Annotated in this window: 14 protein-coding genes; 11 read left to right on the top strand and 3 right to left on the bottom strand. The window is 41.1% G+C overall.

The genetic code is table 11. The features are described from left to right. Position 1: 1 nt before the first annotated feature. The 6 genes from LC090_RS14925 to LC090_RS14900 all read left to right on the top strand — a co-directional run bounded on the left by LC090_RS14925 (position 2) and on the right by LC090_RS14900 (position 3158). Positions 2–460, top strand: coding sequence for a hypothetical protein (locus LC090_RS14925; RefSeq protein ID WP_226658822.1), 459 nt, complete (start codon positions 2–4; stop codon positions 458–460). Continuing rightward, complete coding sequence (locus LC090_RS14920; protein ID WP_226658821.1) at positions 461–1066, top strand: nucleotidyltransferase family protein; 606 nt, start codon at positions 461–463, stop codon at positions 1064–1066. Then, positions 1063–1251 (top strand): hypothetical protein, encoded by a 189-nt coding sequence (locus LC090_RS14915; protein ID WP_226658820.1) that lies wholly within the window; start codon positions 1063–1065, stop codon positions 1249–1251. Before LC090_RS14920 ends, LC090_RS14915 begins: the two co-directional genes overlap by 4 nt. Positions 1252–1562: 311 nt before the next feature. Then, the gene (locus tag LC090_RS14910; protein WP_226659380.1) at positions 1563–2033 is read left to right on the top strand and encodes an AAA family ATPase; all 471 of its coding nucleotides are present in this window, start codon (positions 1563–1565) and stop codon (positions 2031–2033) included. A gap of 25 nt (positions 2034–2058) precedes the next feature. Then, entirely contained in the window at positions 2059–2550 is a 492-nt protein-coding gene (locus tag LC090_RS14905; RefSeq protein ID WP_226658819.1) for an NUDIX hydrolase, read from the top strand. Beyond that, the gene (locus LC090_RS14900) at positions 2547–3158 is read left to right on the top strand and encodes a hypothetical protein (protein WP_226658818.1); all 612 of its coding nucleotides are present in this window, start codon (positions 2547–2549) and stop codon (positions 3156–3158) included. Before LC090_RS14905 ends, LC090_RS14900 begins: the two co-directional genes overlap by 4 nt. A gap of 218 nt (positions 3159–3376) precedes the next feature. On the opposite strand, the gene mprF is transcribed toward LC090_RS14900, so the two are convergent. Both mprF and LC090_RS14890 read right to left on the bottom strand, forming a co-directional pair. Further along, positions 3377–5899, bottom strand: coding sequence for a bifunctional lysylphosphatidylglycerol flippase/synthetase MprF (mprF, locus tag LC090_RS14895; RefSeq protein ID WP_226658817.1), 2523 nt, complete (start codon positions 5897–5899; stop codon positions 3377–3379). Positions 5900–6076: 177 nt separating this feature from the next. Beyond that, positions 6077–9139 carry an efflux RND transporter permease subunit gene (locus tag LC090_RS14890; RefSeq protein ID WP_226658816.1) on the bottom strand — a complete coding sequence of 1021 codons (3063 nt, stop codon included), beginning with the start codon at positions 9137–9139 and terminating at the stop codon, positions 6077–6079. Between the two features lie 293 nt (positions 9140–9432). Between LC090_RS14890 and LC090_RS14885 the strand changes: the two genes are divergently transcribed. The 5 genes from LC090_RS14885 (at position 9433) to LC090_RS14865 (ending at position 15208) form a co-directional block, all read left to right on the top strand. Then, the gene (locus tag LC090_RS14885) at positions 9433–10320 is read left to right on the top strand and encodes a TetR/AcrR family transcriptional regulator (protein WP_226658815.1); all 888 of its coding nucleotides are present in this window, start codon (positions 9433–9435) and stop codon (positions 10318–10320) included. Positions 10321–10388: 68 nt separating this feature from the next. Continuing rightward, a complete protein-coding gene (locus tag LC090_RS14880; RefSeq protein WP_226658814.1) occupies positions 10389–10679 on the top strand; it encodes a hypothetical protein in 291 nt (96 codons plus the stop codon). A 328-nt stretch (positions 10680–11007) separates the two neighbouring features. Beyond that, positions 11008–11358 carry a hypothetical protein gene (locus LC090_RS14875; RefSeq protein WP_226658813.1) on the top strand — a complete coding sequence of 117 codons (351 nt, stop codon included), beginning with the start codon at positions 11008–11010 and terminating at the stop codon, positions 11356–11358. Positions 11359–11648: 290 nt separating this feature from the next. Continuing rightward, a complete protein-coding gene (locus tag LC090_RS14870) occupies positions 11649–14042 on the top strand; it encodes an immune inhibitor A domain-containing protein (protein WP_226659379.1) in 2394 nt (797 codons plus the stop codon). A 164-nt stretch (positions 14043–14206) separates the two neighbouring features. Then, complete coding sequence (locus LC090_RS14865; protein ID WP_226658812.1) at positions 14207–15208, top strand: aldo/keto reductase; 1002 nt, start codon at positions 14207–14209, stop codon at positions 15206–15208. A 97-nt stretch (positions 15209–15305) separates the two neighbouring features. Here LC090_RS14865 and LC090_RS14860 read toward each other — a convergent pair whose 3' ends face one another. After that, the gene (locus tag LC090_RS14860; RefSeq protein ID WP_226658811.1) at positions 15306–16211 is read right to left on the bottom strand and encodes a TetR/AcrR family transcriptional regulator; all 906 of its coding nucleotides are present in this window, start codon (positions 16209–16211) and stop codon (positions 15306–15308) included. Positions 16212–16227 lie beyond the last annotated feature (16 nt).

Raw genomic sequence — 16227 nt, 5'->3', positions numbered from 1 at the left:
CATGTTGAGAACTTGGTTGAAAATTGTGCCGCTTCTCTTCGTTATTTTAACTGGCTGCAGTGATCAGGAAGAGGCGGGAGCTAAGCCGGTTGTTCAGAATGAATCTGAATTAGCGGTTAGTGACACTTTTACATCAGGATCTTATACCATGATCGGAGAAAAAGGAAAACTTGGCTTTATTGGCGGTGCGGCAACATTCAAAGCAGGAGAGTCAAACAAGTACATGTGGCATTTCTGGGGAGAAGAGAGTGAACTGGACGGGCCGTTTAAAGTAATCGGTCACAATCAGGAGACAAATGAAGAAGTCGTTGCTTTTGAAACAAAGGAATTAGCAGGGCCGAATAATGGAGCGGATGCTCATACCCCTTCCTCCATGCAACTCCTTTCAGAGGGAACATGGGAGCTGGATGCTTATGTGGACGGTGAATTATTTGGAACGGTCGTGGTGGAGGTAGAGTAAGTGGCACAATCATTGAAAAGCAAAGACATTCATGAACAAATTGAAGCACTAGAGCGCATTCTAGCACTGAATCCTGCGATACCACATGCGCTCGAAGTGTTACATAAGGAATTTGACCACGCTTATCTTGGAGCAGGATGCATTGTCCAAACGGTCTGGAATGATCAAACGAATCGTCCGATCGAATATGGCATTCATGATTTAGATATCGTGTATTACGATGAGATGGATCTAAGTGATGAGAAGGAAATCGCAATTGAAAAGCGACTGCAGGGGTTGCTTTCTGATACACCTTTTAAAATTGATGCCAAAAATGAAGCGCGTGTTCATCTCTGGTACGAGGAGAAGTTTGGAAAGCGGATTGAACCTTATCCTTCACTCGAAGCCGCGATTAACAGCTGGCCAACAACAGCAACAGCAATCGGTGTGAAAATCGACCAAAAAGGTGCCCTTAAAGTCTATGCGCCATATGGTTTGCATGATTTGTTTGGGTTAATCGTGCGTCCAAACAAGCTATTGATTTCACGAGATGTATATGAAGCGAAAGTAGCAAAATGGTTAGCGCACTGGCCAGAGCTTGAGGTTATTCCATGGGAGGAGAGATGATGAAACTAACAAGAAAACGCTATCCATATGTCGTGTTCTTCGCCGGCGCACTCATTCTCCTTTGTATGCTCGATTTTTTTCAGAAAGGTGAACTTCAACTTACAGACAATCTTCTATACTCCGTGATTCTCGTTATTGTACATAAATTCTTTTCTTGGTGCTGGGATTCAAAAGTTTATCAGTGAACAAAGTTTGGAGGCAGGAATGCAGGCGAAAACGTTTTTATACATACTTGGCTCGGTAATCCTCGGCTCGTAGTTACTTCATTTTTTAGCGATCTATCTTATTGATTCTGATAGAAAGATTTATACGATCAAAAAAATAGTCGAGGGCGTTGTGTTTATTGTGCTCTTTACCTCAGTCTATTTTGGTGGTGTGAAGCTGTATGATAAATTCATAGATAGTAGGAACTCATAAAAGGAGAGTGAAGAACATCGGAGCAACCCGATTCAGCTTGTCTCAATTTGATTTACATAAGTTATTACCAAAAAGCCCGATAATAGCCCCTTATGTGCTTGGTATAGATGGGTTAAGCCGTTCTGGGAAAACGACCTTTGTCTCAAAACTTGAACATTTTTTTGAGTCATCAGGGTATCGTACAGCTATTTATCATTTAGACGATTACGTTGAACCTCGAAATCGGCGGTACAACACGGGGCATGAAGAGTGGGTGGAATATTACTTTTTGCAGTGGGATCTCGAGAAGGTAAAGAAAGAGCTTTTGGATCAAAAGAGTGATGCTGAGATCATTGTGATCGAAGGCGTCTTCCTGCAAAGAAGCGAGTGGCGAGAGGCGTTTGATCAGGTGGTCTACCTAGATTGTGCACAAGAAGTGCGGTTTCAGCGAGAATCGGCAGCGACTCAGCAAAACGTAAAGAAATTTGAAGACCGTTATTGGAAGGCAGAAAGGTATTACTTGGAGCGGGTTCGACCAGTGAAGATGGCGGATTATGTGATTGAGACGTAACTCTGTAGATGGGTGGGAAGTGTGAATGACAGTTACCTATGTTCATTGGGGACAAGATAAAGTAAAACTGCATTGGAATGGTGAAACCCCATTACCTCCTAACAGCGTGGTTACAAGCGTTCATGGATTTTGCTTTTATCAGTATAAGCTTCTTTTAGTCGATTTAAAAAAGAGAGGGTGGGACTTTCCAGGCGGACATTTAGAAACTGGAGAATCACCAGCCGCTTGTTTGGCACGGGAAGTCATGGAAGAAGGATATGTAAAAGGCGACAGTCAATTCATAGGTTCGTTAACGGTAGATCACAGAGAAAATCAAAACGATCGTGCTTATCCTGAAGTAGGCTATCAACTATTTTATCACATGAAAATTAATGAGGTACTCCCCTTTAAAGCGAGACATGAATCAGCAGATCGTAGGTTTGTTGATCCTGCACATATGAAGATGTACTACAAAGGTTGGAATGAGGTCTATCAGGCGATTCTAGTCGCAGCTCTTAAATTGGAGGAGAAGAAGTGAGGAAAAGATGGATCCTTTCAGTTGCCATGGCGACCCTTTTGCTAGCAGGCTGCGCGAATCAAAATCAAGCGGCTGAAATAGAAGCTAGCCCTGAGTCCGATTATGTGAAAACATTTGAGGAGCTCTCTTTAGGAAGATTATTTGATTTTCAATTCGAACTGAAACAAGCCGATAAGAGAGGGGTTAAGCTTTGGGTCGAGCATTATCAAAATGGAAAGAAAGAAGATGTTCCAGCGGTAGATTTAATTTATGGTGAAGATCCAAACAATGAAACAGCTGAAGGCCATTTGGGATTTGGGATAATTACACCAACTAATAAAGAACCTTTGTATTTTTTGTATGCTCCGGGTGTGAGTTTAGAGCCGCAAAACCAGAGCGGGGTCCCCATGCTTGAAAGTTCTATGGCAACCTGGGACTATGCGTTTAAAGATAAAAAAGTTGACTTATCATTAAATGAAGAAAAAGTACTAGCCGTCTATCGGAGTACAACATCAGACGAGATGGGGCAGTTTGATTTGAATAATCCTGACGATGTAGAGAAAATGATTCAAGAAGACAGTGAAGTGTTACTATTAAAGATCCTTATCACTGAAAAGAAAGAAGAGTAGCAGGAAATGCTAGCTTCAAAGGGCGTTTATTGGCCAAATTCTCAGGATATTGGCCAAAAACGAAATATATTAGCCAAAATCAACATATATTGGCCAAATTTCATTTTTATTGGCCAAAACGTAAAGCTGCCGGATTCCCAGCAGCTTTTTTATACTACAGTCCACGTGAGAAGGACAGTTGTGTGTAAAGGGGGTCAGGTTCGAACCTGACCCCCTTACTACCGCCCCTTCTTACTAATCAACCGCGACACCTGCGCCATCGTAAAAGGTAGCGAGGATTTCTTTCGATAGGCGAGGTATTTGCGTTCCCAGGTGTGGGCATATTTTCCTTTGAACTTTCGGAGACCCTGAAAGTGGTAGAAAATATGGCCATGTAGAAAGATTTGAGCCGCAATTCGTTCACTTAGGAAAGAGAATTTGGATTGACCGACATTCGCGAGTGGCGCCATGCCAAGGTTAAAAGATTGATAGCCTTCTGCTTTTGCCCATTCAAATAATGAAAGAAACATGACGTCCATTGTGCCAGAGGGGGAGTGGTTGATGAAGCGCATTAAATCGACAGAAACGGTTTTGTTCCGGTCGTAGACTGGCATAAGACTAGTAAAGGCAATAATCTCATCTTTGTTTCGCATGATCGCGATCTCCGATTTATTCAAATAATCCACGTCAAAGAATCCTAAAGAGAACCCCTTTTCATTCCTCCCATGCAACCATTCATCTGACACCTCTTTTAACTTATTCAACAGCGCATCACTGTGAGGTGGTGAAGCCATTTCAAACAAATAATGTTCACGTTCAAACTTGTTCTTCACTGCGCGCAACGCCTTCATCTTTTTACCGGATAAAGTGAACTTTTCCAAATTGACGAATGCTTCTTCACCAAGCTTAAAAAAGCCAAACCCTTTTTCGTGTAATAGAGGAAGCATGTCATTGCTTACTTCATAAAAGACTGGCGTAAAGCCTTGAATATCTGCCAGCTGTTGAAATTCATCGATCGTATCTGAAAAATCGCTTTCCTCTCCAACGGGATCCCCGAGAACGACGAGTTTATCCGATGATTTCTGAAAGCAAAGAAAGACCGTGCGTTTGGAATTCCAAAAGAGCGCTTTATCATGAAGAAATACCAAATGAGTAAGGGTATTACCATGATACGTATTTAAATGCTCCAAAATGGTGGGAGCGTGTTCTTGATTTGTATTTCGGATCGGTTCTTTTGGTTTAATCACAGCATTTCCGATCACAAAAACGAGTAGCGCGATGATTAAGCCGATCAGTGCACTATAAAATAAGGTGTGGTAATCGGTAATGAGATAGGGCAAGACCTGCGGTGGAATCGTGTTTGTGGAAATCGGCAAACTTAAGTATCCGATCAGCACATACATCGATGTAATCACTAAAATGACAAATCCATCAATCAGGGTTTTGCTCCATGTTAGGACATAGCTTTCGCGATAAAACCGCGTTCTTGAAAGGTAAAGAATCAAGGCAACTACGATTAGAAAGATCGCTTCCTCATAATCGATTCCTTTTGAAAAGGTAAAGGCTGCTGCAGAGAAAAGTACCACAATCGTCAGGTAGTAAGCTCGTTTTACTTTGTATTCAATTCCTCGTGATAACCCTAGTAAAGCAAAGCCAGCTCCAACAGATAGTTGGTGGGAGAGATTAACGAAAAATGGAATCGAGTGCATTTCTTCTAAAATTTTTAGTCGATCAATAATTCCAGGTAAAGCCGCGGATAGGAGTAAGGTTACTCCCGAGAGGAAAACCAGCAATGTGATTAAGGTGTGACTGAGCCTTTGCATCAATGCGAGCGGGAGGTTATCCCAGTTGGCATTCCACTTTTCCCAATAGTCTCTTATGAATAGAATCATAGCTAGTAAAAATGGGAAAAAGAAGTATCCGATTCGAAACAAGATAAGTAGAAAAAATACTTTTTCGTTTTGTAAACCAATTAGCTGACTGCCCCAAATGAAGGTAAGATCGAATGAACCGATTCCACCAGGTATCATACTAACGACACCAACGCATGAAGCGATCACAAAAAGGGGGAGAAGCTCATGGAATGAAATGTTTAAGTTAAGGATTGTTGAGACAAGCCAGATTGCTAGAAACGCAGAAGTCCACTCAAAAAATGATACGGCTATGAGCTGGAGCCTGGTTTTGGTGGCAAACGATTGACCTCTGTTGCTCCACATTAAAGAAAAAATGAGGAACGGTAAATAAAGAGCAACCGCGATCACTACTATATAAAGCAATGGAATTTCCATTAATATAGAACTACCTCTGTAAACGATCAGTGTCACCATGGTAAGAAGAGAAAGCCCCGTTATATAGAAATAGGTCATGTTTCCAATGCGATGCGATAGTTGACGATGGTCGTCCTCTTTTGTTTGGTAAAAATACTTGCGAAGCATGCTGCTAATTATGCCGCCAGATCCAATAGCGTTTGAAAAAGCATTGACGATAAATGACTGCTTCAATCGTTGCTTGATCGGAAAGGTTTTTCGTAATGATTTCAAAATTAGCGTGTCATATAAAAACATTGGACTAACCGCTGCCATTGTGATGAGTAAGACAAGTAGAAATTCCCCTGTGCTAAACTGATTCACTTCAGTTAAAAGAAGTTTTGTATTAATGTTTGATAGAAATGACGTAATTTCGATTGCTGAGAGTATAAAGACTGTAGCTGGTAAAAAGATTTTTAAATAGTGAAGTACATTTTTGTGAATCATTGGTTTCATGGATCACTCCTTTCATATGATTTTACAATATTCTTCGCAAGATCATGCGATAAAATTGAAAAAAGATAAATGAATGGCTTCTTGTATGATAGGGTGTGGTGATGAAACGTTTATGAGTGAAATGAAATCATGCCATAAAAAAGCGTTCAGAGAACTTCTTCTCTGAACGCTTTTGATTTACATTTCTTCCTGCGCTTTCTTTTTCCCTCTAAAACGATAGAAAACAAGGTAAAGCATTGGCACCATAATCAGCGTTAAGACAGCTGAGAAGAGGATACCGGAAATGATCGTGACAGCGAGTGGTGTAAAGAGCGCATCGCCACTTACGGCTACTGGAATTAAGGCAACGATTGATGTGATGGCTGTTAGAATAATTGGGCGTAATCTTACACGACCGGATTCAATAACCGCTTCTTTCACATCCATGCCTTTCTTCAGTGCCTGCTCAATAAATTCAATGAGCACGACTGAGTTTCGTACAACAATACCTGTGAGTGATACCATCCCCATCACACCAAGGAAACTGATTGGTGTTTGTGTGACGAATAGACCAAGGATCGCACCTGCAATCGCGAGGTATACTGCAACGAGTACAAGGAACGGTAGCGATAGTGAATTAAATTGTAGCGCGATTAACAGATACACTAAGAACAGGACAATAATGAAGAGAACGGTAATTTCCGCGAAGAAATCATTTTGTGCTTCATTTTCACCGCCGAGTGTAATGCTGTAATCAGCGTCATCAAGCTGGTCACGCTGATCTTCCACAATCTCCGTAACATTTTCTTTGTAATTTTCCTCATCTTTCGGAAATGCACGAAGTGTAATCGAGCGTTCTCCATCAATGTGAGGGATTTTTTGAATTTGTTCACTTTCTTCTGTTGTCACAAGCTCATCTAACGAAATCAGTTCAGGTGGTCCGCCATTAGATGCTGCAGGAACTTCAAGACTTGAAAGATCAACTTCATCTTCGTTTCCTTCAAGCACGATGTTCATGTCGCGTTTTACGACACCATTATCAAATGATTTTAGTGGAATACCTGCCGTTGCAAGGCGGATTTGCTGACTAATTTGATTGACAGTAACCCCATTTTCTTCAAGTGCATCACGATCTGGAATGTATTCAACAGAAGGTTCAAAATCACCAACATCATCAACGACAAGGTCTGTTTCAAGTCCTTCGATTTCTTTTGTCAAGTTATCTCGTAGTTCGATTAACTGATCAATTTCCGGACCTGAGACGGTGACGGTCACTGGTGCTCCTGCTGGAGGTCCCTGTTGGATTGTTTCCATAAAGATTTCCGCATCCGGGTATTCGTTTCTTAATTTATCGGTCCAATCGTCAATTAACCCTTGCGTAGTCTGGTTCTCGCGATCAACGCGAGCAACGATTTGCCCCGTATTTTCTCCGGTACTTGTTAGTGAACTATTAAATAGTCCTGGCGTACCTGTTCCAGTAAAGACGCTTGTTTCATAAACGCCATCATCGGTTTTTAATCTGTCTTCTATTTCTTGAAGTGTATCGTGCGTTTCTTCTATTGGCGTTCCAATTGGCAATGTCACATCCACCGTCACTTCTTCCTTATCTGCTGCTGGGAAGAATTCAAACGGTGTTAAGACAACTAATCCAAAAATGGCGGTCGTTAAGACGAGTCCAAGAATGGAAACAAGGATTGGTTTTTTTGAAAAGTTCTTAAGTAGCTTGTCAGCATACACATCAGCAAGCTTATTTAGCGGCTTACCAAGAAGTCCTGGGGCATCTGACATCGGCTTCTTCGATCGTTTGCTTAAGAAGTAGCGTAAAATCGGGACAAAGATGAGCGCTACAAGCGTTGATGCAATGATTGTCGTTATGAGAACCGTAGGTAATGCGCGAATAAAGGCACCGTTTCCGCCGGATAGGAAAATGAGCGGCAGAAACGTAAAGACAATCGCAAGAGAAGAGGTGACGATCGATACCCAGATCTCTTTAACGCCATTGACAGCTCCCATCATGCCTTTGTCGCCAAGTTTGTATCTACGCTGAATGTTGTCGTTAATAACAATAGAGTCATCCACGATAATTCCGAGTGCGATGATTAACCCGATGACGGAAATCTGGTTAAGGTCCACATCTGCGAAAGGTAGTGGAATAAAGCCCATTAGGACGGAAATTGGAACCGCTAGTGCAACAACAAGGGCACCAGATCCAGAAAGGCCAAGGGACGTGGCCACAATAACGGCTAGAACCGAAATGGCTAGTGATAAGAACAAGCCATCGAAAATATCGGTTACGATTGAGGCTTGTGAATAGTAAGGCTCGAGTTCCACGTTAGAAGGGAGTCCCTCTGAGAGCTCATCTATCTTGTCACTCACACGCTCGTCCACGGTTGGGATATCTTCTCCTGATTTTACATAAGCCGTGAAGGAAACGGATGGTTTGCCTTCAAATGTAATGATATCTTTCAGTTCTTTCGGTTGAACTTCGACTGTTGCGATGTCTTTTAAATAAACGGCATCGCCTTCAGGATTTTTCCCAACAAGGATCTCTTCCATCTCGTCAAGAGAATCATAGTTTTCAACAGAAAGCTGAACCACTTCATCGTCCATTTCCTGTTTTCCTAGCGGAGTTGGGTAGTATTCATTGTTAATGGCGCTTTGAACGTCGGTTACGTTCAGACCAGAATCTTTTAAGTCATCCTGCTTTAGTTCAATTAAAATTTGTTCTTCAGGTAATCCTTTGATTGTTACACCTGAAACACCTGATAATTCTTCAACTTCATCACTCCAGCGGTTTAATTCTTCCTGAAGAGATAAGAGGTCCTCGCGGTTATCGCTTGTAAGATGATAGGAAACAATCGGCATTTTAGCTGTTGATTCGTTCACATCTGGCTCGAAGGCCTCATCTGGGAAAGAAGTAGAGGCATCGGAAACTGCCTGGCGAACATCACCAAATACTTCTTTTTTGCTTTCACCTTCTGCGACTTCAACCACAATGTTGGAAAAGCCCGCTGCAGAAGACGAGGTAACTTCAGCAATTCCATCAATCGAACTGAGTGATGTCTCGATTGGATTCGTGATTGATCGTTCAACGGTATCCACCGTGGCACCAGGATAAACGGTGCTTATTGTTCCGATATTCACAGTTGTTTCTGGAATCTCACGTTGTGGAAGTTGAATAAAAGTAAACACTCCAACAATGACAAATAGTAGAATAAAGATCATGAAAAGCTTGGAGCGTTGTAAAATCCATTTCAGCATAGAAGAGCCTCCTCTGTTTGGTTTCGACTGGTCGGTCATTCTGATGTCATTTATACCCTATATTTGTTGAAGTATAAAGTTTGAATGTGCTTGACTCAATAGTCATTTTTACGGAGTTCCGTCAAGTTGTCAAGAAATGAGTGTGCGAATCAAAGTCATTCTAAAAAAATGTGTGACGAAATATTGTCAAGCACGTGATTTGGAAATGCTAGTTCATGACTTGACACACTGTGACTATCATTTTACTAATGATGTAGTGTATTCTGTTGAAAGAAGACATCGAGGTGAACGTTATGGATAAACGAAAAGCAATATTAGAAGCGGCTGTTGAGCTAATCGCAGAAAAAGGCTACACGCATACATCGATGCAGCAAATTGCAGATAGCGTTGGTGTGTCGAAAGGCTCGCTTTACACATTTTTTCCTTCAAAAGAAGATCTAATCATTTCAATCTATGAGCATTATCAACAACTCGTATTTGAACGAGCCTTTGTCGTAGGGCTAGATGGAAATCTTCCACCGTACGAGCGATTTGCAAAACAGTTTCAAGTCCAATTTGAGGGAATTTTAGAATATAAATCTTATATGAAAATGCATATGCGCGGGGAATCTGCCCAGAGTAGCGAAAAGCTAGAAGGAATGGGACACCGTATGAGAGGGCGATTATTTAGTTGGCTAGAGCGGAATTTAATCGATTTATATGGGGAAGAGATCGCACCTTATAAATGGGATTTAATGTGGATGACACAATCGATTTACACCTCTTATACCGGCTTGATGGTGACTTCTGAAAATGAACTTGCGCCTGACAAATTAGGTAAACATCTTGTGAGGCAAATTGATATTCTAGCAAAAGATTTCCTCGTTGGAAAAAGCACCCCGCTATTGGATGATGTGATGATGCGTCCATTTTCTGTTGGGATGGATCGCGAAGGTGCATTTACCTCATTTGAAAAAAGAGAAAATGCATGGAAAAGTCTCTACGAAAGCATTCATCAACACAAGCAGTCCCATTACTTTCTAGAAGTGACGGACCGCATTTCCGAAGAATCACGTAAGTCAAACCCGGATGAACTTGTGATGCGGGGTCTCTTTCAGTTGTTGAAATCGGAAGAAGAGATAAGCGAGCGAGCCCAATTATTGGAAGAGCAGTTGCTTCCTGAGACGGGTTCGGAACATTAGAATGGATGATCTCCAGAGATTTCGGGTAAATAATGGCTATTCGGCATCATCAAAAGGAGAGAGACATAATGATGAAACAACCTACATCTATGAATGGTAGCAGTACCTTTATTTCGATTGTTTCTATTGCGGCAGGCTGCCTGGCGGCCATTATTGCAGGGAGCTTCCTCTCAGGAGCCATTGAATTAGTAACAATTAAAATCTTCCCAATCCTTTTCCCGATCCTTATTTGTGCAGTTGGTATCTTTCTCGGTGTGGCGGCTTATCGCTTATCAAGAAGAAAATTGGCTGTAGCAGGTATTGTCGTAAATGCGCTTGTCCTGTTGCTACCAATTACGTTTATTGTGGTTGAGTGGTAAAAGTTAATGAAAAAACTAGCATAAATGTGAATAAAGTAAATCGTAATTGCGAACCCGTCAAATTTTAATTTTGATGGGTTTTCATATTTAACTGGAGATTTAAGGTTTAACAGACTAGACGTTTTGGCAATACACCGATCGTGAACAATTGGAAGGATATGGCGGAGTGAACGTGTTTCCGGTAGTGAAAGTGAATTTGAGCTTTATGGAAAATGATTGAGGGGTCAGGCACGTGCCTGACCCCTAGCGACTTTTGTACTACTGTAACTTTTCCAAAAGTCGTCTCGTCTATTAAGAAAATGGTGTAAAAATGGAGGGGAAAGACTCAATGAAACTTGAGAAGCTTTTGTTCATTCTATTGGTCACCTTATTACTAGGCGGATGTGGAAATAGCGAAGAAAAGGTCGACTCATCAACAAAGAATAAGGAGCAAGAAACGTCTGAGGCAGATCTTAGTCGTCAGGTAGAAATGATAGCAAATGATGAGAAGATTATTGAAATGCTAAAAGAATCTGGTGATATTCCAGAGAATGCTAGTCCAACAGAGATTCAAGAAGCGTTAGAGGACTATCTAAAGAAGAAAAAGAATGATGTAAAAGCTAAACAGAAATCTAGCGAGAAATATATCGATGAGTTAAAAAAACAAATTGAAAAAGATCTTCAAAACGACAACAAATAATATTTTTGAATAATAAATACACGTGATAGGCTCAGAGGAAATCTCTGAGTCTAATTTATGTGGGTTTAACGTATTGAAGCGTTATTGTAAGAAAATGACGAATATAATGATTTGAGGTCCTTTTGTCCTAGTTCAATTGGTTGATGTTTGTCGGTTTACTAGGAAAATTAGTTTATTTTTAAGGAAAATGCCGGATATTGTGACTTTCGGATCATTCAAATTTTTCAGATAATGAATTATAGTGAGATCATTGTAAAGTTATTGTAAAAAACATATTTAGGGGGAATGAGATTTTGAAGGGGAAAAACGTATTGTCGATGGCAATGATTGCAGCGTTAACGCTAAGTGCATTTTCGACGCCAACTAGCGCAGCAGTTAAAGCCGAAACGACTCCAGTAAAGCAGGAAGTGAAGCAGGAATCTGTACATAAGGAGGGACCGTTTGATCTCGCGATTGCTAATGAAGAAAAATTAATTGAGATGCTGAAAGAATCGGGAGAAATCTCAAAAAATGCTTCAGCAGAAGAAGCGGAAGAAGCATTAAACAGCTTTCTGAAAAAGAAATCAGAATCGCTTAAAGAAAAGGATTCTAGCGGAGAATTAGAAGATGAAAAGCTTGAAATTGAGGCTGATGTTAAAGAGAAACTGAAAAATGGCAATAAGGATAAAGCCAAGGGGAACTATAGTAACGGAGGTAAAAATCTTGCACCCGTTGTCGAAGAAGATTACCATGGCGATGTTCGTTCAGATAACGTCCTGGTCCTTTTGGTAGAATTTCCTGATTTCCCGCATAACAGCATTCAGCCTGATGAATCTGATATGTATTATGAAGACTACGTGAAAGAACACTATCAAAATATGATTTTTGGTGAAGATGGATACAAAGGTCCAAATGGTGAGGATCTTATTTCTATGAAGCAATTCTACGAAGAGCAATCTGATGGCGCATATACAGTAAATGGTGAGGTTGCTGGATGGTACATGGCTTCGAAAAATGCAGCTGAATACGGCGGGAATTATCCTACTGAAGAGGATAGTGACGTGAATGCACGTGGGCTTGTTAAGGAAGCTCTAACGGCAGCGGCTTCAGATCCAACTGTGAATCTTGCAGACTATGATCAGGAAGATCGCTATGATCTTGATGGTGACGGAGACTTGCGCGAGCCAGATGGTTTGGTTGACCACTTGATGGTGGTTCACTCTGCTGTTGGAGAAGAAGCAGGCGGTGGACAACTTGGATCTGACGCAATTTGGTCTCACCGTTGGAACCTTGGGGGAATTTTCCCGATTGAAGGGTCTCCAGAACCGGAAGTAGATTACTGGGGTACTGGATCCATGTATGCCTATGACTATACAATTGAACCTGCCGACGGCGCAGCCGGAGTTTTTGCACATGAATACGGTCATGATTTAGGACTTCCTGATGAATATGATACGCAGTACTCTGGTGCTGGAGAAGCTGTTTCTTACTGGTCTATTATGGCAAGTGGAAGCTGGGCTGGGGCACTACCTGGAACAGAACCAACCGGTTTTAGTGCCTGGTCGAAGGAATTCCTTCAAGCAGCACATGGCGGCAACTGGTTAAAGTACGATGAAATTGATTTGGAAGACATTGATAAAAAAGGATTAGAAGTGTATCTGGATCAAGCCAATACAAAAGGGACAAATCTTGATGCCCTTCGCATTAACCTTCCAGATAAAGAAACGGAAATCAATAAGCCATTTAGCGGTGAATTCGAGTACTTTAGCGGAAGCGATAATGATTTAGACAACTCCGCTGTTATGGATGTTGATCTTTCAAATGCTACATCAGCAGAATTAACGTTCAAAACATGGTATGACATTGAAGAAGATTGGGATTATGGTTCCATTCAGGTAAGTGAAGACGGTGAGAATTGGAGTACAATTCCTGGTAACATTACGACACAAACGAACCCACATGATAGTAACCCGGGGGATGGGATCACAGGTAAATCAGATGGTTGGATCGACGCTTCATTTGATTTAAGCGCATATGCTGGTAAGGACGTTCAGGTGAAATTCAATTACTGGACAGATGGTGCTGCAATTAATCCAGGCTTCTATGTAGATGATATTCGCGTTACAGCTGATGGCAACGAGCTTCTCTTTGACGATGCCGAAGGTGAGCCAAAGGTTGAGTTGGATGGTTTCACAAAGGATAATGGCGTAAAAGTATCCGAACACTACTACCTTCTTGAATGGAGAAACCATCAAGGTGTCGATGAAGGATTAGATCACATTCGTCGTGGTGCTAGCTTGATGTCTTATGATCCTGGCTTAGTTGTTTGGTATGCGGATAATAAGTACTCTGATAACTGGACAGGGATTCATCCTGGTGAAGGTTACCTTGGTGTGGTTGATGCGGACCAACATGAGTTGTTCTGGAGCGATGGCACTGTAGCCCAAACGCGTTATCAAATTCATGATGCAGCCTTCAGTCTTCGTAAAGACGAGAAGATGTTCATTGACTACAGTGAGCTTCTTGGTCGCACAATGACAGATAAGAAAAATCAATTTGTGAAAGAATTCAATGATAACAAGAGTTACTTGAATGAAGCCATCCCTGATGCAGGACGTAATGTGCCTCAATATGGCTTGAAATTTAAAGTAACAGGTGAAGCAACGGACCGTTCAGTTGGACGTGTGTTGATTACAAAAAAATAAGAAATGAGGGAACGCTTAGAGATAAGCGTTCTTTTTTTGTTAAAAAGTAAAGTGTATGGGGGTCAGGTACGGACCTGACCCCCTCCAAGAACATCCCTAAGTTTTAACCTAAAAGACAAGGGTATACAAATGAATGTGAAACGATTAACAACGAGGTGAGTGAGATGGAAAAACGAAAAATCAGTAATACAGATATAGAAACATCCGTGATCGGGCTTGGTACCTGGGCAATTGGCGGAGATATGTGGGGCGGAACGGATGAGCAACAATCAATTGCTACGATCCATGCTGCTCTTGATAAAGGCATTACGCTAATTGATACAGCACCGGGGTATGGTTTTGGTAGATCGGAAGAAATCATTGGGAAAGCTCTTCAGCAATATAATGGAAAGCGTGAAGATGTTGTTCTCGCAACAAAAGTTGGACTTAACTGGAAGAATGGACAAGTGTACCGTGATGCTTCTAAAGAACGCATCTTTAAGGAGATTGAAGATTCACTGGAGCGTCTTCAGACAGATTACATCGATATTTATCAAGTACACTGGCCAGATCCAACCGTTCCAATTCAGGAAACAGCTGAAGCACTTAACGAACTTTTCGAGCAAGGTAAAATCAGAGCCATCGGCGTCAGTAATTTCTCAACAGAACAAATGAACACGTTCCGTGAATACGCGCCATTACACGTTGTTCAACCCCCTTATAATTTGTTCGAGCGAGATATTGAAGAAGATATTTTACCTTACGTCGAGAAACATCAAATCCATACGCTTCTATATGGCAGTCTCTGTCGCGGTCTTCTATCTGGAAAAATGTCTGTAGACAAAGAATTCGAAGGTGATGATTTACGAAATAATGATCCGAAATTCCAGGAGCCTCGCTTTAGTCAGTATTTAAAAGCAGTAGAGGAGCTTGATGAATTAGCAAAAAACAAATTTAATAAAAACGTTCTGCATCTTGCACTCCGATTTAATATTGATCAGCCGGGAGCCGGAACAGCTCTATGGGGCGGTAGACGTCCTGACCAGATGGATCCTGTTGATCAAATCTCTGATTTTAAAATTGATGAAGAAACACAGCGAGAAATTGACCATATTCTTGAGCGAAATATTCATGACCCAGTGGGTCCGGAATTTATGGCACCGCCAGATCGTACAGAAATTGAGTAGTGAAAAAGCCGCCCTGAAAAACAGGGCGGCTTTTTGTATGAAGAACAGGAAACATGAAATTCACTTCTGTTTTGAAACGGGCATTTTAGTGAAATTCTTATTTATTTGATTGTTCACACGCTTCAGCTACTCTTACAAAATAATCTTTCACTAATTGATCAAGTTTTGCTACGGTTTTCTGATCAAGCGTCTGATCATTCCTCAATGAACAAAGAACGCTTTCAATCAGAAATTCTCTTGACTTCTTGGAATGGAGAAATTCATCCTGAATAAAGTCTAAAAGTTCAATTGATTTCATCTGATTTTCGTCCAGGCTGTTCTTCAGGGTTGCGATAATGTGATACAGCTTTTCTTTGAAAACTTCATTGGGTTTAGAAGCATCTGGTAGCCATGTGCTCATCTGCTCTGGTTTGTTCAATTGTTCGCCCGCATTAGCTGCGTCATTCAAGAGCGTTACAATGCGATGAACGCTATAGTGGACAACTGGAGAGATGTCGACGCTTGAACCATTCGCAATGGAATAATACTTCACGTTATGGTGGAGAATGCCAAGAAACATAATGGCTCCATCGAGTAGATATGGTCGTTTATCCTCACCAAACAACTCCAGAAAGCGATTAAATACCCACTGAATCATTCTCTTCTGTCCTTCTTTAAGGAATTGCTTCAAATCCTCATCATTTGAAACAAAGACTTCTTCAAAAAGGGTAATCAGTTTATTTTTCTTATTCGTATTCATTTGCAGCTCAATTTGTTTAATAAAGATAGTGAGATCAGCGCGATCCTGACCAATCAGTAATTCATCTCGGCTAGTTTCCATTGAGCCATAAAGTGCTTTGAAAAGAGCAATTAATAACTCGTTTTTTGATGAGAAGTAATTATAGAACGTACCTTTTGAAATGCCGCTATATTCTAAAATATCTTGAATGGATGTCGCCTGAAAGCCTCTTTCAATAAAAAGCTGATGTGCCATCCTAATAACATGCTGTTTGCGATCGTTCATCCCTATCACCTTTTAT

This window comes from Guptibacillus hwajinpoensis (assembly GCF_020524165.1).
Taxonomy (GTDB): Bacteria; Bacillota; Bacilli; order Bacillales; family Guptibacillaceae; genus Guptibacillus; species Guptibacillus hwajinpoensis_D.
Note: the sequence above shows the minus strand (reverse complement) of the source record. Positions and strands in the feature narration are given on the sequence as shown.

What these genes read in the sequence shown, in the direction of transcription:
- LC090_RS14925 (WP_226658822.1), top strand. Translation starts at nt 2, where the DNA reads ATGTTGAGAACTTGGTTGAAAATTGTGCCGCTTCTCTTCGTTATTTTA.
- LC090_RS14915 (WP_226658820.1), top strand. Translation starts at nt 1,063, where the DNA reads ATGATGAAACTAACAAGAAAACGCTATCCATATGTCGTGTTCTTCGCC.
- LC090_RS14905 (WP_226658819.1), top strand. Translation starts at nt 2,059, where the DNA reads ATGACAGTTACCTATGTTCATTGGGGACAAGATAAAGTAAAACTGCAT.
- mprF (WP_226658817.1), bottom strand. Translation starts at nt 5,899, where the DNA reads ATGAAACCAATGATTCACAAAAATGTACTTCACTATTTAAAAATCTTT.
- LC090_RS14890 (WP_226658816.1), bottom strand. Translation starts at nt 9,139, where the DNA reads ATGCTGAAATGGATTTTACAACGCTCCAAGCTTTTCATGATCTTTATT.
- LC090_RS14885 (WP_226658815.1), top strand. Translation starts at nt 9,433, where the DNA reads ATGGATAAACGAAAAGCAATATTAGAAGCGGCTGTTGAGCTAATCGCA.
- LC090_RS14880 (WP_226658814.1), top strand. Translation starts at nt 10,389, where the DNA reads ATGATGAAACAACCTACATCTATGAATGGTAGCAGTACCTTTATTTCG.
- LC090_RS14875 (WP_226658813.1), top strand. Translation starts at nt 11,008, where the DNA reads ATGAAACTTGAGAAGCTTTTGTTCATTCTATTGGTCACCTTATTACTA.
- LC090_RS14865 (WP_226658812.1), top strand. Translation starts at nt 14,207, where the DNA reads ATGGAAAAACGAAAAATCAGTAATACAGATATAGAAACATCCGTGATC.
- LC090_RS14860 (WP_226658811.1), bottom strand. Translation starts at nt 16,211, where the DNA reads ATGAACGATCGCAAACAGCATGTTATTAGGATGGCACATCAGCTTTTT.